Genomic DNA, 19,338 nt, shown 5'->3' on the forward strand with positions numbered 1-19,338 from the left:
CCTCAGCAGTGGTGGCAATAGGTGAGTTTGCCCCCGTCTACGGGGTCAAGTTTCCCCAACTTTGACGGATCCGGCTGATCTATCAATTTGCGCTCCATGGCGCCGTCGGCGCCCGTCGGATAGTAGAACTTCACCGAACTCCATGCGCGTTGACCATTGGCGACGGCTCTTGCGATCAGGGACATCTCGTAGTCCGTGGCCTTTCCGGCCTCACCGGCCAGCAGGCCGCGCTTGGCATTGAAGGTGTCGCTGACCTGCCGCGTCTGCAGCCGTCCGGTGGCCGGATCCATGGACTCGAGGCGGGTCCCCCACGCCCACCTGGCTGATGGGCCGGTGTGAGCCGTTCGCCATGAGCACCTCGGTGGCGCCGGGGAAGCTGTTGGTCTCACAGGCGACGCGGTACTCCTCGGAGATGCGCGCCGACCGCTCGATACCCGCCAACGTGTCTGCGTCGATGCGCAACGTGCGCAGCGCCTTCAGGGTGGCAGGCGGAACCACGGTCTGGGGCGCATGGGAGCATCCCTTTCTGCGTTCAGCCGGGGGTGCGGATGCGGGCCGGAAAGGCGTATGACGGCATGGCGACGCGACCCCTCCCCGTGAGCGACGGCGTTCCCCCCGGTCGCTGGTTGGTGCGCATGAAGGCGGAATGGTCAGGTTCGGCGCATACGCGGCGACAGCATAGGCATGTACACGCGGAACCGCACAAGTTTCGCTTCGGCTGGATCGCCGTAGGCCTTCGCACCCCGGTGAAATTTCCGAATTCGGGCAAGCGGAGGGCAGTTCCGGGGGCCGTCGGATCGTAGGCTGCGGCCCATGTGCGGAATCGTGGGATACGTGGGGTCGCAGTCGGCGCTCGAGGTCGTGATGGCCGGGCTGAAGCGGCTGGAGTACCGGGGGTACGACTCGGCGGGTGTCGCCGTGCTGGCGGACGGCGGGCTGGCGGCCGCCAAGAAGGCCGGGAAGCTGGTGAACCTGGAGAAGGAGCTGGTGGACCGGCCGCTGCCGACGGGCTCGACGGCGATCGGGCACACGCGGTGGGCCACGCATGGCGGGCCGACGGATCCGAATGCGCATCCTCATCTGGACAATGCCGGGCGGGTCGCCGTCGTCCACAACGGGATCATCGAGAACTTCGCCCTGCTGCGGGCCGAGCTGGAGGAGCGGGGACACGACCTCGCCTCCGAGACGGACACCGAGGTGGTCGCGCATCTGCTCGCCGAGGAGTTCTCGGCCTGCGCGGATCTCGCGGAGGCGATGCGGCTGGTGTGCCGGCGGCTGGCGGGGGCGTTCACCCTGGTCGCGGTGCATGCCGATGAGCCGGATGTGGTCGTGGGCGCGCGGCGGAACTCACCGCTCGTGGTGGGCGTGGGGGACGGCGAGGCGTTTCTGGCGTCCGATGTCGCCGCGTTCATCGACCACACCCGGTCGGCGGTCGAACTGGGCCAGGACCAGGTCGTCGAGCTGCGGCGCGACGGGGTGACGGTGACGGGGTTCGACGGCAGCCCGGCCGACGTGCGCTCGTACCACGTCGACTGGGACGCCTCCGCCGCGGAAAAGGGCGGCTACGACTACTTCATGCTCAAGGAGATCGCCGAGCAGCCCAAGGCGGTCGCCGACACGTTGCTGGGGCGCATCGACGCGGGGGGCTCGCTGACGCTGGACGAGGTCCGGATCAGCGCCGCCGAGCTGCGGGAAGTCGACAAGGTGGTGATCGTGGCGTGCGGTACCGCTTTTCATGCCGGGCTCATCGCCAAGTACGCCATTGAGCACTGGACGCGGATTCCGTGTGAGGTGGAGCTGGCGAGTGAGTTCCGGTACCGGGATCCGATTCTGGGTGTCCGGTCTCTCGTCATCGCCATCTCGCAGTCCGGCGAGACCATGGACACCCTGATGGCGCTGCGGCATGCGCGGGAGCAGGGCTCCAAGGTGCTGGCCATCTGCAACACCAACGGGTCGACCATTCCTCGCGAATCGGATGCGGTGCTGTACACGCATGCGGGGCCGGAGGTGGCCGTCGCGTCCACCAAGGCGTTTTTGACGCAGCTTGTGGCCTGCTATCTGGTTGCCCTGTATCTGGGGCAGGTGCGCGGCACCAAGTGGGGCGACGAGATCGGGGCCGTCATCCGCGATCTGTCCCACATCTCGGGTGAGGTCGAGCGGGTGCTGGAGACCATGGAACCGGTACGGGAGCTTGCGCGGTCGCTCGCCGACAAGAACACGGTGCTGTTCCTGGGGCGGCATGTGGGATATCCGGTCGCGCTGGAAGGGGCTCTGAAGCTGAAGGAGCTCGCCTACATGCATGCGGAGGGCTTTGCGGCGGGGGAGTTGAAGCACGGGCCGATCGCTTTGATCGAGCCCGATCTGCCGGTGGTCGTCGTCGTGCCCTCGCCTCGGGGGCGGTCCGTCCTCCACGACAAGATCGTGTCCAACATCCAGGAGATCCGGGCGCGTGGGGCGCGGACGATCGTCATCGCGGAGGAGGGGGACAAGGCGGTCGTGCCCTACGCCGACCACCTGATCCGGATTCCGGCCACTCCGACCCTGCTGCAGCCGCTGGTGGCCACGGTGCCGCTGCAGGTGTTCGCGTGTGAGTTGGCTACGGCCCGCGGCAACGAGGTGGACCAGCCGCGGAACCTGGCGAAGTCGGTGACGGTGGAGTGAGCTGAGCTCAGGAAAAAGGGGGCGAACGGTCGAGTGCCGTTCGCCCCCTTCACCATGCGGTCATGCGGTTAGGGGATGCAGGTCGCCGGCACCCAGCCCGAAATGTCGCTGCCGTAGGGGCCGCCGTAGAACCACCCGTTGCTCTTCTTGCCGCAGGCCGTGTAGGTGCCGCCCTTGACGGGCTTGCCGTCGGTGGTGCAGATCGAGCCCTTCTTGCCCTTGCCCCAGGTGCCGAGGGCCGTGGCGGACGTCGTGTGCGCGGAGCGGATGTTGACGGTTTCCTTGGGCTTTATGTTGACCAGTGCGCTGGTGCAGTCCGGAGCCGACGCCGCGGCGGCGGTCCCGGCGGTGCCCGTTATCGCCGTACCGATGAGGGCCACGGTGGTCAGCGCGGTGCCCAGAGACTTCAACTTCAAAGCTGTGTCCTCCCGTTACATGCAGGGCGCTCCGCGTCGCAACACGGATCGCCGGTCACCGGGAAGATTACTGGGGGTGGGGGGCGATGATGATCTCTGAGGTTCCCAGGGCTTGTATGAAGATAGTGAAGGTTCCGGTTTGGAAGGTCGCGCAACGCACGTTCGTCATGGCGGACCTCGCTCGCCTCGACGACTGGCTCGGCCGGGCCGGAACGGTCGAGCGAGCCGAGGGCCTGCTCAGCGAGGGCGCGGCGGCCGCCCCGGAATAGAGTGCCCGAATGAGCATCATCGGGGTCGGTATCGACGTGGCCGAGATCGAGCGGTTCGAGGCGTCGCTCAAGCGGACGCCCGGGATGGCGGAACGGCTGTTCCTGGAGAGGGAGTTGCTGCTGCCCAGCGGGGAGCGTCGGGGCGTTGCCTCGCTTGCCGCCCGCTTTGCTGCGAAGGAGGCCCTGGCCAAGGCTCTCGGCGCGCCGGCCGGGCTGCTCTGGACGGATGCCGAGGTCGTCGTCGAGGACAGCGGGCAGCCGCGGCTGCGGGTGAAGGGGACCGTGGCGGCGCGGGCAGCCGAGCTGGGGGTGCGGTCCTGGCATGTGTCGCTCAGCCATGACGCGGGCGTGGCCTCGGCGGTGGTGATCGCCGAGGGCTGAGGGCAGACTCGACCCCATGCGGACTGCGTACAGCGTGGAGACGGTAAGGGCAGCGGAGCGGGAGCTCATGGCGCGGCTTCCCGAGGGGGCGTTGATGCAGCGGGCGGCCGCGGGGCTTGCGGCTGCCTGCGCCGATCTCATCGGGCGGGTGTACGCCAGCCGGGTCGTGCTGCTCGTCGGGAGCGGCGACAACGGGGGCGACGCGCTGTATGCCGGGGCACGGCTCGCCCGGCGGGGGGCCGCCGTTGCGGCCGTGCTGTTGGCGCCCGAGCGGGCCCATCCCGGGGGACTTGCCGCCCTGCTGCGCGCCGGAGGGCGGATCGTAGGCAGCGGGGCGGGCGCCGGGGCTGCCGCCTCCGCCGGGGTCGGTGCCGTCGAGGAGGCGATTCTCCGGGCCGATCTCGTCGTCGACGGGATCGTCGGGATCGGGGGGACGGGTGGACTTCGGCCCGAGGCCGCGCAGTTGGCCGCGTGTGTCGAAGAGTCCGGTGCCGCCGTCGTGGCCGTCGATCTGCCCAGTGGTGTCGATGCTGATACGGGGGAGGTGCGCGGTGCCGCCATTCGCGCCGATCTCACCGTCACGTTCGGGACGCACAAGCCCGGGCTGCTGATCGATCCCGCGCGGGAGTACGCCGGGTCGGTGCGGCTCGTCGACATCGGACTGGGGGGCGCACTCCCCGAAGAGCCCGAGTTGGAGGCCCTGCAGCACGCCGACGTCGCCGCGCTGCTGCCCGTACCGGGTGCCGAGAGCGACAAGTACCGGCGGGGGGTGGTCGGGATCGCCGCCGGGTCCGCGCGCTATCCGGGGGCCGCCGTCCTCGCCGTGTCCGGGGCGCTGAGGGGTGGTGCGGGAGCCGTGCGGTACGTCGGGCCCGCCGGGGACGCCGTCGTCTCGCGGTTCCCGGAGACCCTCGTATCGGATCAGGGGCCCGCGAAGGCCGGACGGGTGCAGGCCTGGGTGGTCGGGCCCGGCGCGGGGGACGACGCCGCGACCGTGGCCGAGGTGCTGGAAGCGGACGTGCCCGTGCTTATCGACGCGGACGGGCTGCGGCTTGCCGAACGGGATGCCGTACGGGCCCGTAGCGCCCCGACGCTGATGACCCCGCACGCAGGGGAGGCCGCCGCGCTGCTCGGTGTGGCGCGGGAGGAGGTCGAGGGGGCGCGGCTGGCCTCGGCGCGCGAACTCGCCTTGCGGTACGGGGCGACCGTGCTGCTCAAGGGGTCCACCACGCTCGTCGCCGACGCGGGCGGCGGGGTCGTGCGGGTCAATGCGACCGGGACGCCGTGGCTCGCCACCGCGGGCAGCGGCGATGTGCTGTCGGGGCTCGCGGGATCGCTGCTGGCGTCCGGGCTCTCCGCGCTGGACGCGGGCAGCGCGGCGGCGTATCTGCACGGGCTGGCCGGGCGGTTCGCCGCCGACGGTGCACCGGCGGGCGCGCATGATGTCGCCGAGGCCATTCCGGGGGCGTGGCGGGACGTGCGGGAGTGACCTGGTCATGCCAGTGCGGCGCTCGTCGGAAAGGGTGAACCGGCCGCGCGCCGCTCCCGGCCTGTCGGCCCTGCGCGTTTCTCTGATTGCATGATCAATAGACACGTGATCAATAGACATTTTGCGTATATCGGCTGCCAGGGTGTCGCGGTCGTGCTCGCCGCCGTCACGGTCCTCCCGGTCGGCGCCCTTTCGGCCTCCGCCGCGCCCTCGCCTCCGGATCCCAGGTCGAGCTCGGTTCACCGGACCGCCGACGACGAGGATGCCGTCGAGGACGGGGACGTCGTCGAGGTCGTGCCGCACCAGGACACCGCCGGGAAGGTGAAGTGCAGCCGGAGGACCGGGCCCCATCAGCGGGCGGTCGAGAAGTGGCTGAAGCTGAAGGCGGACGGGAAGCAGTCGGCCGCCGACTGCAAGGTCATCCGGGACTTTCAGGAGCAGCACGGGATCAAGCCCGCGATCGGGTACGCCGGGCCCGCCACCTGGGCCACCATGCAGCTCGTCTCCGCCAGGGAGAATCCGAACGCGAAGCACAAGTGCCCCGTACGCAAGCGCCGGGTCGCGTGTGTCGATCTCGACCGGCAGGTGACCTGGGTGCAGAAGGGCACCAAGGTGGTCTACGGGCCCGTCCCGATGCGCAGCGGCCGGGTCGGGCACGCCACCCGGACCGGGTGGCACAAGATCTACTGGAAGCACAAGAACCACTGGTCGACGCTGTACGACGCGCCCATGCCCTATGCCCAGTTCTTCAGCGGCGGGCAGGCCTTCCACGGCGTCCACGACAGCATCTACACCACCCTCGGCTCCTGGGGGTGCATCAATCTGCGGCTGGGCGACGCCCGGAAGCTCTGGCGGGTGCTGAAGAAGGGCGACCGTGTGTATGTGTGGGGACACCGGCCCGGGAAGTAGGCGCATGGACGGAGTGCCTGGACGGGGGCCGGTGCCTCGGGGGTGTCCGACCCCTCTGAGACACTGGGGGCGCCATGACTGAGACAGCAGCTGCCCCGACCGCGCCCCTGCGCGCCCGCGCCGAGATCGACCTGGCCGCCCTGCGCGCCAACGTGCGGACCCTGCGCGCCCTCGCGCCGGGCGCTGCCCTCATGGCCGTGGTCAAGTCCGACGCGTACGGCCACGGGGCCGTGCCGTGCGCCCGGGCCGCCGTGCAGGCGGGAGCCGCATGGCTGGGGACCGCCACGCCCGAGGAGGCGCTCGCACTGCGGGCCGCCGGGCTGCCCGGACGGATCATGTGCTGGCTGTGGACGCCGGGCGGGCCCTGGCGGGAGGCCGTCGAGGCCGACATCGACGTGTCGGTGAGCGGGCTGTGGGCCCTGGACGAGGTCACCGAGGCCGCCCGGGCGGCGGGCATCCCCGCGCGCGTACAGCTCAAGGCCGACACCGGGCTGGGGCGGGGCGGCTGTCAGCCGGGGCAGGACTGGGCCGAGCTGGTCGCGGCCGCCCTGCGCGCCGAGGCCGAAGGGCTCGTCCGCATCACCGGGCTCTGGTCGCACTTCGCCTGCGCCGACGAACCCGGCCACCCCTCCATCGACCTCCAGCTCACCCGCTTCCGCGAGATGCTCGCGTACGCCGAGGACCAGGGCGTACGCCCCGAGGTGCGGCACATCGCCAACTCGCCCGCCACGCTCACCCTCCCCGAGGCCCACTTCGACCTCGTACGGACCGGGATCGCCCTCTACGGCATCTCCCCGAGCCCCGAGCTGGGCAGCCCCGCCGACTTCGGGCTGCGTCCGGTGATGACACTGTCGGCCTCCGTCGCGCTCGTGAAGCACGTCCCGGGGGGTCACGGCGTCAGTTACGGGCATCACTACGTCACCCCCGGCGCGACGACCCTCGGACTCGTGCCCGTCGGGTACGCCGACGGCGTCCCGCGGCACGCCTCCGGGACCGGCCCGGTGCTGGTCGGCGGCAAGTGGCGGACCGTCGCCGGGCGGGTCGCCATGGACCAGTTCGTCGTCGATCTCGGCGGGGACGAGCCCGAGGTCGGCACCGAAGCGGTGCTGTTCGGGCCAGGCGACCGCGGCGAGCCCACCGCCGAGGACTGGGCGCAGGCCGCGGGCACCATCGCGTACGAGATCGTCACGCGGATCGGAACGCGCGTTCCACGCGTCTACGTGAATGAAGAACAAAGCGGGTCACCGCACAAAGGCCCGACAGCGCACGGACCGGCAGAAGTGCAGCACCCGTAATGCGTGCAACATCGGGCAGTCGATCAACAGCGGTATCAACAGGCAACACGAGTAACGCAAGCAACACCTGCATCACCCGACCCAGCGAACAGCAGTAATGACCCGGCGAAGAGGAGCGGTACGTGAGCGAGAGCACTGCGGAGGCCGTCGCAGCCGTCGCCTCCGCCACGGGGGCGGCCGGTAGCTGGCGCAGGGCGACCGGCATCGCGGGCGCCGCGATAGGCGTGGTCGCCGCGGGCGCGGCGGCCGGCGTCGCCATAGAGCGGCTCACCGTCGGCCGCGGGATGCGGAGGAAGGCGCGGCTCGCGCTCGACTCGACCGGACCGTACGGGGCACTGCGCGGCACGCCCGGCAAGGCCACGGCCGACGACGGCACCGAGCTGTACTACGAGGTCGACGACGTCGACCCTGACGCCGTGCCCGCGCTCGGCCCGCGCCGCCGCCGGCTGTTCGGCCGCAAGGCGCCCGCTCCCGTCACCGTCGTCTTCAGCCACGGCTACTGCCTCAACCAGGACTCCTGGCACTTCCAGCGGGCGGCCCTGCGCGGTGTCGTACGGACCGTGCACTGGGACCAGCGCAGCCACGGGCGTTCCGGGCGCGGTGTGCAGCAGGTGCAGGACGGCGTGCCGGTCAGCATCGACCAGCTGGGCCGCGACCTGAAGGCCGTCATCGACGCCGCCGCGCCGGACGGGCCCATCGTGCTCGTCGGGCACTCCATGGGCGGCATGACCGTGATGGCGCTGGCCGACCAGTATCCCGAGCTGATCCGCGAGCGGGTGGTCGCCGTCGCCTTCGTCGGTACGTCGTCCGGGCGGCTCGGCGAGGTCAACTTCGGGCTGCCGGTCGCGGGCGTGAATGCCGTACGGCGGGTGCTGCCCGGCGTGCTGAAGGCGCTCGGGCAGCAGGCCGCGCTGGTGGAGAAGGGGCGGCGGGCGACCGCCGATCTGTTCGCCGGGATCATCAAGCGGTACTCGTTCGCCTCGCGGGACGTCGACCCGGCCGTCGCGCGGTTCGCCGAGCGGATGATCGAGGGCACGCCGATCGACGTGGTCGCCGAGTTCTACCCGGCGTTCACGGAGCACGACAAGACCGAGGCGCTGGTGCACTTCGCTGACCTGCCGGTGCTGGTGCTGGCCGGGATCGGCGACCTCGTCACGCCCAGCGAGCACAGCGAGGCGATCGCCGACCTGCTGCCGGACGCCGAACTGGTGCTGGTCCCGGACGCCGGGCACCTGGTGATGCTGGAGCACCCGGAGGTGGTCACCGACCGGCTGGCCGACCTGCTCACCCGTGCGGGTGCCGTGCCGGCAGGAGCTACCGTGGGTGGCTATGGAAGCACCAGCAGCACCGCACAACCCGGCTGAGACCGAGGCCTTTGTGTCCTCCCCCCTGCCTTCTGTGGAGATCACCGTCACGGCCCCCGAGCAGATGCGGGACCTGGGCCGCCGCGTCGCCAAGCTGCTGCGCGCCGGCGACCTCGTGATGCTCAACGGGGAGCTCGGCGCGGGCAAGACGACGCTCACCCGCGGGCTGGGCGAAGGGCTCGGCGTGCGGGGCGCGGTCACCTCGCCGACCTTCGTGATCGCCCGAGTGCATCCGTCGCTGGGCGACGGTCCGCCGCTGGTGCACGTCGACGCCTACCGCCTGGGCGGCGGGCTCGACGAGATGGAGGACCTCGACCTGGACGTCTCGCTGCCCGAGTCGGTGATCGTCGTGGAGTGGGGCGAGGGCAAGGTCGAGGAGCTGACCGAGGACCGGCTGCACGTCGTCATCCACCGGGCCGTTGGTGACACCACGGACGAGGTGCGTCACGTGACGCTGACCGGGCTCGGCGGGCGGTGGTCGGCGGTGGACCTGAGCGTGCTGTCCGCCTGACGGCCGTACGACCGGCCCACCATTCCGTGAACGTTCCGACAAGACGTCGGCAAGATATTGCATTCGGTGTCTTGTGCGTGGTCACATGGTATCCAGTTCGTAGTTAGGTCTACCTAACTACGCCCGCCCCCGGGTCCTCAGGAGGCGTCCATGCCGGTCACCGAACGAGACGAGACGCTGCCGCATGTGGAGTCCGCGGTATCCATGCGCGAACTGCTGGCGTCGTGTGCCGCCGCGAACGCGGTCTCGACCCCGCCGCGGCTGCCGGATCCCGAGGTGTCCCGGCCACCGGCCCGGCACGAGCACGCCGCCTAGGGGATCACGGCGATCTGCGCGCCGATCGTGGCGAACTCCCACAGGGCGGCGCCATCCTTGCGGGACTCGCGGATCCCGCCCGTGCGCACCGTCGGGTCGGGTGCCGCAGGCGAGGTTCTGACCGCCGCGCTGAAGCCGACGGGGACGCCCTCCACGCTGGTGAAGCGCACGACGTGCTCGATGGCGGTGCCGTCGGTGCCGATCGCGGAGTTCGAGCGGGAGGTCACCCCGTAGACGCCGGGCGCCGGGTCGACATTGCCCGGAGCGACCGTGAAGCTGCGCAGGACCTGGTTGCGCGCGTCGACCAGCCAGACCCGGTCGGAGCCCACCGAGTAGACCACGCGTTCCCCGGCGCCGGACGCGGCGGGCGGCAGGCCGGGTTTGCGCTGGGCACCGGGCGCTCCCGGGACGGCCGCGGCGGGTGAGGCGCTCGCCTGCGGCTTGCCGAAGCCGGCCGGCGCGGTCACGGAGGCCCGGTAGCCGAGGAAGCCGACGGTGGCCAGGGCGGCCACGGTGAGCCCGAACACGAATCCGGAGCTGCTCCTCGCCACGGTCGTCACCTGCCCCATTTCGCCTCGAACGTCATGCTTTGCGGCGACCGTAGCAGCCCGTACACGCCTGACCGGGACGGCGATGCCCGAGGTGGAGGCCCGTGTCGTACGCCCTGCCCGCACCGCCACGCCCGGCACGCCCTCGCGCCCCTCCGGGCGGACGACTGGGCGTCCGACCCGGGCCCTGGGAGCCGTAGGCTGTTTGCGTGCTCTTGCTCGCTCTGGATACCGCAACCCCAGCCGTGACCGTCGCCCTGCACGACGGCACGGACGTCATCGCCTCCTCGAGTCAGGTGGACGCCCGCCGGCACGGTGAGCTGCTGCTGCCGGCCGTCGACCGGGTGCTCGCCGAGGCCGGGATCGGGCTCGACGCCGTCACCGGCATCGTCGTCGGCATCGGGCCCGGCCCCTACACCGGGCTGCGCGTCGGTCTGATGACCGCGGACACCTTCGGGCTCGCGCTCGGTGTCCCCGTGCACGGCGTGTGCACGCTGGACGGTCTGGCGTACGCGGCCGACATCGACGAGGGCCCCTTCGTGGTGGCGACCGACGCCCGGCGCAAGGAGGTCTACTGGGCGCGCTACGCGGACTCCCGGACCCGGCTGACCGACCCCGCCGTGGACCGGCCCGCCGACATCGCCGAACAGGTGGCGGGGCTGCCCGCCGTCGGCGCGGGCGCGCTGCTGTACCCGGACACCTTCCCGAACGTGCACGAACCGGAGCACGTGTCGGCCGCCGCACTCGCGCGTCTGGCCGCCGAGCGGCTGGCCGAGGGAGAGGAACTGCCCGAGGCCCGCCCGCTGTACCTGCGCCGCCCGGACGCCCAGGTCCCCAAGAACTACAAGGTGGTCACCCCCAAGTGACCGAACCCGTGACCTCTCGACTGCGCGAGATGCGCTGGTGGGACATCGACCGCGTGCTCGAACTGGAGAAGGACCTCTTTCCCGAGGACGCCTGGTCCCGCGGCATGTTCTGGTCGGAACTCGCCCACGCCCGCGGCCCCGAGGCGACCCGCCGCTATGTCGTCGCCGAGGACGGCGAGGGACGGGTCGTCGGCTACGCGGGGCTCGCCGCCTCCGGAGACCTCGCCGACATCCAGACGATCGCCGTCGCCCGCGACCAGTGGGGCACCGGCCTCGGTGGACGGCTCCTCGCCGAGCTGCTGCGGGCCGCCACCGCCTTCGAGTGCGCCGAAGTGATGCTGGAGTGCCGCATCGACAACATCCGCGCCCAGAAGCTCTACGAGCGCTTCGGCTTCGAGGCCATCGGCTTCCGGCGCGGCTACTACCAGCCCGGCAATGTGGACGCCCTGGTGATGCGGCTGACCACGCAATCCGACAGCGGCCCCGCCGCGGGACCGACTTCCGAACGAGAAACCGAGATCCATGGCTGACGAACCCCTGGTCCTGGGAATCGAGACCTCCTGCGACGAGACCGGCGTCGGCATCGTCCGGGGCACCACCCTGCTGGCCGACGCCGTCGCCTCCAGCGTCGACGAGCACGCCCGCTTCGGCGGCGTCGTGCCCGAGGTCGCCTCCCGGGCGCACCTGGAGGCGATGGTGCCGACCATCGACCGCGCGCTGAGGGAGGCGGGGGTGAGCGCGCGGGACCTGGACGGCATCGCGGTCACCGCCGGTCCGGGCCTGGCCGGTGCCCTGCTGGTCGGCGTGTCGGCGGCGAAGGCGTATGCGTACGCGCTGGGCAAGCCGCTCTACGGTGTGAACCACCTCGCCTCCCACATCTGCGTGGACCAGCTGGAGCACGGCGCGCTGCCCGAGCCGACGATGGCGCTGCTGGTGTCCGGCGGGCACAGCTCGCTGCTGCTGTCGACGGACATCACCTCGGACGTACGTCCGCTGGGCGCGACCATCGACGACGCGGCCGGCGAGGCCTTCGACAAGATCGCCCGGGTGCTGAACCTCGGCTTCCCCGGCGGCCCGGTCATCGATCGCTACGCACGTGAGGGCGACCCCTCGGCGATCGCGTTCCCGCGCGGGCTGACCGGTCCTCGCGACCCCGCGTACGACTTCTCCTTCTCCGGTCTGAAGACCGCCGTGGCCCGCTGGATCGAGGCCAAGCGGGCGGCGGGTGAGGAGGTGCCGGTGCGAGACGTGGCGGCCTCCTTCCAGGAGGCGGTCGTCGACGTGCTGACCCGCAAGGCCGTACGGGCCTGCAAGGACGAGGGGGTCGGGCATCTGATGATCGGCGGCGGGGTGGCCGCCAACTCCCGGCTGCGCGCGCTGGCGCAGGAGCGCTGCGAGGCGGCCGGCATCCAACTGCGGGTGCCGCGGCCGAAGTTGTGCACCGACAACGGGGCGATGGTGGCCGCGCTCGGCGCCGAGCTGGTGGCCCGCAACCGGGCGGTGTCGAACTGGGACCTGTCCGCGGACTCCTCGCTGCCGGTGACGGAGGCGCACGTACCCGGGCACGACCATGTGCACGAGGTCAGCAAGGAGAACCTGTACTCGTGACGGTCGCGTTGATGTGGGAGGCGCGGGCGGCCGAGGGCCGGGGCGAGGAGCTGCTCGCCTGGGCGCGGGCGCAGGAACTGCCCGCCCGGCCGCTGCGCCGTGAGACCTTCCGTGCCCCTGAGGACCGTGTCCTCGTCATCACCTGGTGGGATGCTCCGTACGACGCCGACCTGCCCGAACTACCCGAGCCGGACGGGGAGTTGACGTCCCGTGCCGTGCACCGGTGGCGGTTTTCTACGGTGGCGGCGGACTGACTCCGTCCGTTCAGCCGTGGCTGGGCGCCGCTCCGGCGGGTGAGTGCGAGATGTGCCACCGTTCCCCGGGGGCGGGGGCCAGCCACAGGCGTCGGCCGGTGCTGTGCTCCCAGCCCGTGGCTGCCACCGCCTTGCCGAGCCAGTCCAGGCCGACGGCCAGCAGGACCACGACGATTCCGGTGTCCCGGATGACGAACACGCACAGGGCCGACAGCAGCAACAGTCCGGTCATGCCGGGTGAGAAGGCGGCGCGGTGCGGACGCTTTTCGGTGTCCGGCGCGAGCGCCGCCGCCTCGAACTCCCGCAGCCGGCCGATCCACTTGAGCCGGGAGGCCCGCAGCAGCGTCGACACCACGAGGAAGCCGAGCGCGAAGGTGATCAGCACGCCGAGGGCTCCGGTCCGCACCGGCGGGCTCTGGTCCGTGCCGACCGCCGCCGCCCAGCCGCCGGCGATGCCGGCGAGGACGAGCGAGGCGGCCCACCACTCGTGATGCACGTACCGGACCATCGTTCCCCCAAATCCGAAGCGCCGGTTCCGCCTCCCCCGAGACCCCCGTCTCGCGGCGGTCGCCGGTCGGTTTTCCCACGGTAGTTCCAGCGCCCCTGTTTCAGCCGTCCACACGTGTGAGCGGTTGGTGAAGGGCGGTTCGCCCGGTCGCCCGGTCTCCGTCCCACCAGAAGCGCCACTGCCGGGAGGTCAGGAACTCCGCCGGGTAGGTCCCCTCCCAGTCGTCGAAGTTGTTGTGGAACCAGTCGGGGCAGGCCGGATAGTGCTCCGCGGCCAGGACATGGGCCTCGTGGAGGTTCATCGGCGGGACGGCGGCCGACAGGTAGAGGTCCGCGTGGTCGAAGCCGACGAGGCGGCCCCCGACGCCCAGCTGCCCGAACTACCGGAGCTTGACGGCGAGTTGGTCATGCGGGCGGTGCATCGGTGGCGGTTCGAGTCGCTGGGGGAGGGCTGAGGGGCGAGTACGCCAGCCGGTGCTCCCCGTCCTCCTCGGACACCCGCCACAGCAGCTTGCCGTGCCGGCGTTGCCACAGGCCGCCGACCACCCCCTTGGCCAGGTAGTCCGACGCCACCAGCAGAACGAGGACCCAGATGTCGGACCAGACGTAGACGAGGCCGGCCGCCAGCACGAAGAGGGAGCCCGAGCGCACCGCGGTCTCTTCGCTGCCGGACGCCTGACCGGTGTCCGGCAGCGGGCCCGCCGACTCGAAGTCCTTGCGGTGGCCGAAACGGGTGGAGCGCACGAGTGCCGCGATGACCAGGAAGGCGACGGCCACGATCGCCGCGTTCTCCGTGTCGGTGGCCGACCACTGCCGGCCCTGCCGCGTGCCGACCGCCAGCGCCGTACCGGCCACGATCCCGGCCACCTTCGCCGCACCTGACGCCAGTTCGTGGCGCACGTATCTGACCATCGCATCCCCCGGGTTCCTCGGCCCGGGGTCACCCGGTCCCCGACACCTCCGTCTCGCAGCGCAGCCGCCGCTCCGTGCCGAGCACTCGCACCGGGCCGGTGAGCTGGAGGTGTGCCGTGTGGCGTACCTCTGCGCTCGACGCCGCCAACCGTAGTTCGAGGGCGCCCGGCTCGACCACCCGGCGGCCCGAACGGTCGGTGAACGCCGAGAGGTCGGAGTGGAAATGAAAGGTGACCCGGGCCGACTCGCCCGCCTCCAGCTCCAGCCGCCGATAGCCGATCAGGCGTACGTCCGGGCGGGTCACCGAGGCCACCGGGTCGTGGAGGTAGAGCTGCACGACCTCCGCGCCCGCCCGCTCGCCCGTGTTGCGGACGGTGACCGTCACGTCGTACGAGCCGTCCGTGCCGATCTCCGCCCCGGCGGACTCGGACTCCCAGGTGAACGTCGTGTACGAGCGGCCGTGGCCGAAGGGGTACAGCGGGGTCGGGTCGAGGTTGCTGACCTCGCCCGCGAGGCCCAGCGGGGGCTGGAGGTAGGTCCACGGCTGGCCGCCGGGGAGCCGCGGGACGCTCACCGGGAGGCGGCCGGAGGGGTTGACGCGTCCCGACAGCACTCCCGCCACCGCCGGGCCACCCTCCTCCCCGGGGAAGAACGCCTGCACCACCGCGGCCAGCCGGCCGTCCCAGCGGCCCAGGGCGTACGGGCGGCCGGTGAGCAGCACGAGGACCACGGGCACCCCGGTGGCGACCAGCGCGTCCAGCAAGTCGCCCTGTACGCCCGGGAGCCGGAGGTCGGTCACATCGCAGCCCTCGCCCGAGGTGCCCCGGCCGAACAGGCCCGCCCGGTCGCCGAGGACCGCCACGCACACGTCGGCCTCGGCGGTCCGCGCCACCGCCTCCTCGATCCCCGACAGGTCCGGGTCCGAGGTGTCGCAGCCTTCCGCGAACGTCACCTTGGCGTCCGGGAGTTCGGCCCGCAGCGCCTGAAGGACGGTGGGGATCTCCACGCCCATGGGAACGTCGGGGTGGTGGGCGAGGACGTGGGAGGGGAAGGAGTAGCAGCCGAGCATCGCCAGCGCGTCGGCCGCACGCGGTCCGACCACCGCGACACGGGTGTCGGGTGGCAGGGGAAGGACCCCGGACGGGTTGTCCAGGAGCACCACCGACTCCTCGGCGAGACGGCGGGCCAGGGCCCGGTTCGCCGCCGAGTCCAGGTCGATCACGGTGGCGGGCTCGGGGTCCCAGTCCTCGTCCAGGAGGCCCAGCTCGCACTTCTGGAGCAGCACCCGGCGGGCCGCGCGGTCCACCAGGGACTCCGGTACGGTGCCCGCCCGTACCGCCTCCAGCAGCGGCTTTCCGTAGCACTTGAGCGTCGGCAGCTCCACGTCGATGCCGGCCGCCAGCGCCGCGTGCGCCGCCTCGGCGGGGGAGCCCGCCACCCGGTGCAGGGTCTCCAGGAAGCCGATGCCGAAGTAGTCCGCGACCACCGTGCCGGTGAACCCCCACTCCCCGCGCAGCAGTCCGGTCAGCAGGGACGGGTCCGCGGAGGCCGGGATGCCGTCCGTGTCGGTGTACGCCGCCATGACCGAGCGGGCACCGCCCTCGCGCAGCGCCAGCTCGAACGGCGGCAGCGTCACGTCCGCGAACTCGCGGATGCCGGCCCGCACGGGCGCCAGATTGCGGGCGCCCGCCGAGGACGCGTACCCGGCGAAGTGCTTGAGCGTGGCGACGATCCCGGCGGACTCCAGACCGCGCACATAGGCCGCCCCGATCGTGCCCACCAGGTACGGGTCCTCACCGATCGTCTCCTCGACCCGGCCCCAGCGCGGGTCCCGTACGACGTCCAGGACCGGGGCGAGGCCCTGGTGCACGCCGGCCGTGCGCAGGTCGCCGCCGATGGCGCGGGCCATCTCCTCGACCAGCGGCGGATCGAAGCTCGCGCCCCAGGCCAGCGGGACGGGGTAGGCGGTGGCGCCCCAGGCCGTGAACCCGGCCAGACACTCCTCGTGCGCCACGGCCGGGATCCCGAACCGGCCCGCCTCGGCGATACGGCGCTGGGCGCGGGCCAGTGCCTGCGCGCCCAGCGCCGGGTCCACGGGGGCGGTGCCGTAGGAGCGGGTGAGCTGGCCCAGACCGTGGGTGATCAGCTCGTCCCAGTCGTAGTCGGCGGTCATCTCGCTCTGCAGGGGGGCGACTCCGTCGCCGTCCGTGGCGGCGCCCACCCACACGCCGTACAGCTGGGCGGTCTTCTCCTCGAGGGTCATCCGGGAGAGGAGGTCGTCGACGCGGACGGCGGCGGGCAGGGCGGGGTCACGCCAGGGGGCGGTGGTCATGAAACTCCTGCTCTGGTCGAGTGGGGGTGGCCCTCTCACGAACGCTGGAAAGCTGTTGGCGGCGAATGTTTCGCTATGTATATCGAATGTTCCGGGAACCTAGGGCCCTCCGGAGGCTTCGTCAAGAGGTCGCGCAGGGATACGATCGCCGCCATGACACCCCCGGAGCCCGTTGAAACGCGGACGACAAGCCCGACGGCGGGGCGGTCGGCGCAGACCGCGACGCTCGCCGAGATCGCCCGCGAGGCCGGCGTGTCCGCGCCGACTGTTTCGAAGGTCCTCAACGGCCGCGCGGACGTGGCCCCGGCCACCCGCGGCCGCGTCGAGGCACTGCTGCGCGCCCACGGCTACCGGCGCCGACGAGCCGAGGCGAGCCGCTCGCCCCTGATCGACCTGGTCTTCCACGAGCTGGAGAGCGCGTGGGCGATGGAGGTCATCCGCGGCGTGGAGAACGTGGCCCGGGACGCGGGCCTCAGCGTGGTGCTGAGCGAGAGCGCCGGGCGGCTGACGCCCGGGCGGACCTGGGCGGACCAGGTCGCCGCCCGCCGCCCGCACGGGGTGATCCTGGTGCTGTCCGGCCTCGACGAGTCCCAGCGGGCGCTGCTGACCAGCCGCTCCATCCCGTTCGTGGTGATGGACCCGGCCGGCGACCCCGGCGTCGACGTCCCCTCGATCGGCGCGACCAACTGGCAGGGCGGTCTCGCCGCCACCCGGCACCTGATCGAACTCGGCCACACCCGCATCGGCGCCATCACGGGACCGTCCCGCATGATGTGCAGCCGCGCCCGTGTCGACGGCTACCGGGCCGCGCTGGAGACCGCGGGCCTGCCGGTCGACCCGGCGCTGATCGCGACCGGCGACTTCCACCACGAGGCCGGCTACCGGCAGGGCCTGGAGCTGCTGCGCCGTCCGGACCGGCCCACCGCCGTCTTCGCGCTCAACGACCTCCAGGCGCTCGGTCTGTACGAGGCCGCGCGCGAACTGGGCCTGCGCATCCCCGAGGACCTGAGCGTGGTCGGCTTCGACGACCTGCCCGTCGCGCGCTGGGTCGGGCCGCCGCTGACCTCCGTACGGCAGCCGCTGACGGAGATGGCGGAGGCGGCGGCCAGGCTCGTCCTCGATCTCGGGCGGGAGGACCAGGCGGTGGCGACCCGGGTGGAACTGGCGACCAGCCTGGTGGTGCGCAGCAGCACGGCACCGCCACCGGCGTGACGCACGCGCCACGGGTGGCCGGAAGGTGACGTATTGACGGGTGGTACGGCCGCCACGACACTCCTCCGAAGCCAATCGGTTGCACGGCCGAAACTTTCGGAGGCACCCGCGATGAGATCTCTGAGTACATCTCCGAGCACTTCTCTGAGAACAGGCTCATTCCTGGCGGCTCTCGCCACCGGCGCCGCGCTGCTGTTCACGGCGCCCGCGGCGCACGCCGCCGACACCCCGCTGCGCGACCTCGCCGCCGCCCAGGGCAAGGTCATCGGCACGGCGGTGACCGGCTCCAAGCTCACCGGGACGTACGGCGACCTCGCCGGCGCGCAGTTCAACTCGCTGACCCCCGGAAACGCCATGAAATGGGGCTCGGTCGAGCCGAACCGGGGCAGTTTCGACTGGGCGGAGGCCGACCGGATCGTCGCCTTCGCGCAGGCCCACAACCAGCAGGTGCGCGGCCACACCCTGGTCTGGCACAACCAGAACCCGAGCTGGCTGACCAACGGCAACTGGACGGCGGCCCAGCTCAGCAGCCTCCTGCAGAACCACATCTCCACCGAGGTCGGCCGCTACAAGGGCAAGATCACCGCCTGGGACGTGGTCAACGAACCCTTCAACGAGGACGGCACCTACCGCTCGGACCTCTGGTACGACACCCTCGGCGCCGACTACATCGCCAACGCCCTGACCTGGGCACACACCGCCGACCCGGCCGCCAAGCTGTACATCAACGACTACAACGTCGAGGGGGTCAACGCGAAGTCGACCGCCCTGTACAACCTGGTGAAGGACCTCAGGAGCCGCGGTGTCCCGATCGACGGCGTGGGCCTGCAGGCGCATCTGATCCTCGGTCAGGTGCCCTCGTCCCTGCAGCAGAACATCCAGCGCTTCGCCGACCTCGGCGTCGACGTGTCGATCACCGAGCTGGACGTGCGCATGGCACTGCCGGCGGACAGCGCGAAGCTGGCGCAGCAGGCCGCCGACTACAAGTCGGTGTTCAGCGCCTGCGTGGCTGTCACCCGGTGCGCGGGCGTCACCGTCTGGGGCTTCACCGACTCCGACTCCTGGGTGCCGAGCACGTTCCCGGGGTACGGGGCGGCGACGCCGTACGACGAGAACTACGCGCCGAAACCGGCGTACCGCGCGATCGGGGAGGCCCTCGGCGGTACGACGACACCGCCGCCCAGCGGTGCCTGCACGGCGACGTACAGCGTGACCAGCCAGTGGAACACCGGGTTCACCGGCCAGGTGACGATCGCCTGCTCGGGCGCCTCGCTGTCGTCCTGGAAGGCGAACTGGACGTTCGGCGCGGGCCAGCAGATCACCCAGGCCTGGAACGCCACCTGCAGTCAGTCCGGTGCGGCGGTCACCTGCACGAACGCCTCCTACAACGGCTCGGTGCCGGACGGCGGTTCGGTGAGCTTCGGGTTCAACGGGTCCTGGAGCGGCAGCAATCCGGCGCCGAAGGTGACGCTGGGCCGGGCGTGAGAAT

At 71.6% G+C, this 19,338-nt stretch carries 21 protein-coding genes; 14 read left to right on the plus strand and 7 right to left on the minus strand.

What is annotated here, in order from left to right; translation table 11 throughout:
* Positions 1-2: 2 nt before the first annotated feature.
* Positions 3-290, minus strand: coding sequence for a hypothetical protein (locus tag ACIBW9_RS19775; RefSeq protein ID WP_398956649.1), 288 nt, complete (start codon positions 288-290; stop codon positions 3-5).
* Between the two features lie 523 nt (positions 291-813).
* Between ACIBW9_RS19775 and glmS the strand changes: the two genes are divergently transcribed.
* Positions 814-2,661 (plus strand): glutamine--fructose-6-phosphate transaminase (isomerizing), encoded by a 1,848-nt coding sequence (gene glmS / locus ACIBW9_RS19780; protein ID WP_398956651.1) that lies wholly within the window; start codon positions 814-816, stop codon positions 2,659-2,661.
* A gap of 68 nt (positions 2,662-2,729) precedes the next feature.
* Here glmS and ACIBW9_RS19785 read toward each other — a convergent pair whose 3' ends face one another.
* Complete coding sequence (locus ACIBW9_RS19785; protein ID WP_398956653.1) at positions 2,730-3,077, minus strand: hypothetical protein; 348 nt, start codon at positions 3,075-3,077, stop codon at positions 2,730-2,732.
* Between the two features lie 278 nt (positions 3,078-3,355).
* On the opposite strand from ACIBW9_RS19785, the gene ACIBW9_RS19790 reads away from it, so the two are divergent.
* The 7 genes from ACIBW9_RS19790 (at position 3,356) to ACIBW9_RS19820 (ending at position 9,610) form a co-directional block, all read left to right on the plus strand.
* Positions 3,356-3,727 (plus strand): holo-ACP synthase, encoded by a 372-nt coding sequence (locus tag ACIBW9_RS19790; protein WP_398956656.1) that lies wholly within the window; start codon positions 3,356-3,358, stop codon positions 3,725-3,727.
* A 16-nt stretch (positions 3,728-3,743) separates the two neighbouring features.
* Positions 3,744-5,216: an NAD(P)H-hydrate dehydratase gene (locus tag ACIBW9_RS19795; RefSeq protein WP_398956658.1), complete on the plus strand. Its 1,473-nt coding sequence runs from the start codon at positions 3,744-3,746 to the stop codon at positions 5,214-5,216.
* Positions 5,217-5,306: 90 nt separating this feature from the next.
* Positions 5,307-6,125, plus strand: coding sequence for a L,D-transpeptidase family protein (locus ACIBW9_RS19800; protein ID WP_398956660.1), 819 nt, complete (start codon positions 5,307-5,309; stop codon positions 6,123-6,125).
* A gap of 74 nt (positions 6,126-6,199) precedes the next feature.
* Positions 6,200-7,420 (plus strand): alanine racemase, encoded by a 1,221-nt coding sequence (gene alr, locus ACIBW9_RS19805; protein WP_398956662.1) that lies wholly within the window; start codon positions 6,200-6,202, stop codon positions 7,418-7,420.
* Between the two features lie 122 nt (positions 7,421-7,542).
* Positions 7,543-8,784, plus strand: coding sequence for an alpha/beta fold hydrolase (locus tag ACIBW9_RS19810; RefSeq protein ID WP_398956664.1), 1,242 nt, complete (start codon positions 7,543-7,545; stop codon positions 8,782-8,784).
* Positions 8,750-9,295: a tRNA (adenosine(37)-N6)-threonylcarbamoyltransferase complex ATPase subunit type 1 TsaE gene (tsaE, locus tag ACIBW9_RS19815; protein ID WP_398956666.1), complete on the plus strand. Its 546-nt coding sequence runs from the start codon at positions 8,750-8,752 to the stop codon at positions 9,293-9,295. Before ACIBW9_RS19810 ends, tsaE begins: the two co-directional genes overlap by 35 nt.
* 150 nt (positions 9,296-9,445) lie before the next feature.
* Positions 9,446-9,610, plus strand: coding sequence for a hypothetical protein (locus tag ACIBW9_RS19820; protein WP_398956668.1), 165 nt, complete (start codon positions 9,446-9,448; stop codon positions 9,608-9,610).
* Here ACIBW9_RS19820 and ACIBW9_RS19825 read toward each other — a convergent pair.
* The gene (locus tag ACIBW9_RS19825; RefSeq protein WP_398956670.1) at positions 9,607-10,161 is read right to left on the minus strand and encodes a hypothetical protein; all 555 of its coding nucleotides are present in this window, start codon (positions 10,159-10,161) and stop codon (positions 9,607-9,609) included. The genes ACIBW9_RS19820 and ACIBW9_RS19825 overlap by 4 nt on opposite strands.
* A gap of 206 nt (positions 10,162-10,367) precedes the next feature.
* Between ACIBW9_RS19825 and tsaB the strand changes: the two genes are divergently transcribed.
* From tsaB to ACIBW9_RS19845, 4 genes are read left to right on the plus strand one after another with little or no spacing between them, the layout of a single operon-like run.
* Complete coding sequence (tsaB, locus tag ACIBW9_RS19830) at positions 10,368-11,024, plus strand: tRNA (adenosine(37)-N6)-threonylcarbamoyltransferase complex dimerization subunit type 1 TsaB (protein WP_398956672.1); 657 nt, start codon at positions 10,368-10,370, stop codon at positions 11,022-11,024.
* Positions 11,021-11,554, plus strand: a complete 534-nt coding sequence (rimI, locus tag ACIBW9_RS19835; RefSeq protein WP_398956674.1) for a ribosomal protein S18-alanine N-acetyltransferase — start codon at positions 11,021-11,023, stop codon at positions 11,552-11,554. The genes tsaB and rimI overlap by 4 nt, the downstream gene beginning before the upstream one ends.
* Positions 11,547-12,632 carry a tRNA (adenosine(37)-N6)-threonylcarbamoyltransferase complex transferase subunit TsaD gene (gene tsaD, locus ACIBW9_RS19840; RefSeq protein ID WP_398956676.1) on the plus strand — a complete coding sequence of 362 codons (1,086 nt, stop codon included), beginning with the start codon at positions 11,547-11,549 and terminating at the stop codon, positions 12,630-12,632. The genes rimI and tsaD overlap by 8 nt, the downstream gene beginning before the upstream one ends.
* On the plus strand, positions 12,629-12,886 hold the full coding sequence (locus ACIBW9_RS19845; protein ID WP_398956678.1) for a hypothetical protein: 258 nt from the start codon (positions 12,629-12,631) through the stop codon (positions 12,884-12,886). The genes tsaD and ACIBW9_RS19845 overlap by 4 nt, the downstream gene beginning before the upstream one ends.
* A 10-nt stretch (positions 12,887-12,896) precedes the next feature.
* Here ACIBW9_RS19845 and ACIBW9_RS19850 read toward each other — a convergent pair whose 3' ends face one another.
* The 4 genes from ACIBW9_RS19850 to ACIBW9_RS19865 all read right to left on the minus strand — a co-directional run bounded on the left by ACIBW9_RS19850 (position 12,897) and on the right by ACIBW9_RS19865 (position 16,637).
* On the minus strand, positions 12,897-13,382 hold the full coding sequence (locus tag ACIBW9_RS19850) for a hypothetical protein (RefSeq protein ID WP_398956680.1): 486 nt from the start codon (positions 13,380-13,382) through the stop codon (positions 12,897-12,899).
* A gap of 112 nt (positions 13,383-13,494) precedes the next feature.
* The gene (locus ACIBW9_RS19855; protein ID WP_398956682.1) at positions 13,495-13,695 is read right to left on the minus strand and encodes a DUF4253 domain-containing protein; all 201 of its coding nucleotides are present in this window, start codon (positions 13,693-13,695) and stop codon (positions 13,495-13,497) included.
* Between the two features lie 103 nt (positions 13,696-13,798).
* Positions 13,799-14,305 (minus strand): hypothetical protein, encoded by a 507-nt coding sequence (locus ACIBW9_RS19860; RefSeq protein ID WP_398956684.1) that lies wholly within the window; start codon positions 14,303-14,305, stop codon positions 13,799-13,801.
* Positions 14,306-14,333: 28 nt separating this feature from the next.
* The gene (locus ACIBW9_RS19865; RefSeq protein ID WP_398956687.1) at positions 14,334-16,637 is read right to left on the minus strand and encodes a glycoside hydrolase family 3 N-terminal domain-containing protein; all 2,304 of its coding nucleotides are present in this window, start codon (positions 16,635-16,637) and stop codon (positions 14,334-14,336) included.
* Positions 16,638-16,790: 153 nt separating this feature from the next.
* Here ACIBW9_RS19865 and ACIBW9_RS19870 point away from each other — a divergent pair, with 153 nt between their 5' ends.
* On the plus strand, positions 16,791-17,849 hold the full coding sequence (locus ACIBW9_RS19870) for a LacI family DNA-binding transcriptional regulator (protein ID WP_398956689.1): 1,059 nt from the start codon (positions 16,791-16,793) through the stop codon (positions 17,847-17,849).
* A gap of 111 nt (positions 17,850-17,960) precedes the next feature.
* Complete coding sequence (locus ACIBW9_RS19875) at positions 17,961-19,334, plus strand: endo-1,4-beta-xylanase (protein WP_398956691.1); 1,374 nt, start codon at positions 17,961-17,963, stop codon at positions 19,332-19,334.
* The last annotated feature ends 4 nt before the right edge of the window (positions 19,335-19,338 follow it).

It is taken from the genome of Streptomyces sp. NPDC049541, assembly GCF_044465725.1.
Classification (GTDB): Bacteria; Actinomycetota; Actinomycetes; order Streptomycetales; family Streptomycetaceae; genus Streptomyces.

Excerpts from the sequence above, each read along its gene's own strand:
- ACIBW9_RS19775 (WP_398956649.1), bottom strand. The coding sequence starts at position 290 with ATGGATCCGGCCACCGGACGGCTGCAGACGCGGCAGGTCAGCGACACC.
- glmS (WP_398956651.1), top strand. The coding sequence starts at position 814 with ATGTGCGGAATCGTGGGATACGTGGGGTCGCAGTCGGCGCTCGAGGTC.
- ACIBW9_RS19790 (WP_398956656.1), top strand. The coding sequence starts at position 3,356 with ATGAGCATCATCGGGGTCGGTATCGACGTGGCCGAGATCGAGCGGTTC.
- ACIBW9_RS19795 (WP_398956658.1), top strand. The coding sequence starts at position 3,744 with ATGCGGACTGCGTACAGCGTGGAGACGGTAAGGGCAGCGGAGCGGGAG.
- ACIBW9_RS19800 (WP_398956660.1), top strand. The coding sequence starts at position 5,307 with ATGATCAATAGACACGTGATCAATAGACATTTTGCGTATATCGGCTGC.
- alr (WP_398956662.1), top strand. The coding sequence starts at position 6,200 with ATGACTGAGACAGCAGCTGCCCCGACCGCGCCCCTGCGCGCCCGCGCC.
- tsaE (WP_398956666.1), top strand. The coding sequence starts at position 8,750 with ATGGAAGCACCAGCAGCACCGCACAACCCGGCTGAGACCGAGGCCTTT.
- ACIBW9_RS19820 (WP_398956668.1), top strand. The coding sequence starts at position 9,446 with ATGCCGGTCACCGAACGAGACGAGACGCTGCCGCATGTGGAGTCCGCG.
- tsaD (WP_398956676.1), top strand. The coding sequence starts at position 11,547 with ATGGCTGACGAACCCCTGGTCCTGGGAATCGAGACCTCCTGCGACGAG.
- ACIBW9_RS19855 (WP_398956682.1), bottom strand. The coding sequence starts at position 13,695 with ATGAACCTCCACGAGGCCCATGTCCTGGCCGCGGAGCACTATCCGGCC.
- ACIBW9_RS19860 (WP_398956684.1), bottom strand. The coding sequence starts at position 14,305 with ATGGTCAGATACGTGCGCCACGAACTGGCGTCAGGTGCGGCGAAGGTG.
- ACIBW9_RS19865 (WP_398956687.1), bottom strand. The coding sequence starts at position 16,637 with ATGACCACCGCCCCCTGGCGTGACCCCGCCCTGCCCGCCGCCGTCCGC.
- ACIBW9_RS19870 (WP_398956689.1), top strand. The coding sequence starts at position 16,791 with ATGACACCCCCGGAGCCCGTTGAAACGCGGACGACAAGCCCGACGGCG.
- ACIBW9_RS19875 (WP_398956691.1), top strand. The coding sequence starts at position 17,961 with ATGAGATCTCTGAGTACATCTCCGAGCACTTCTCTGAGAACAGGCTCA.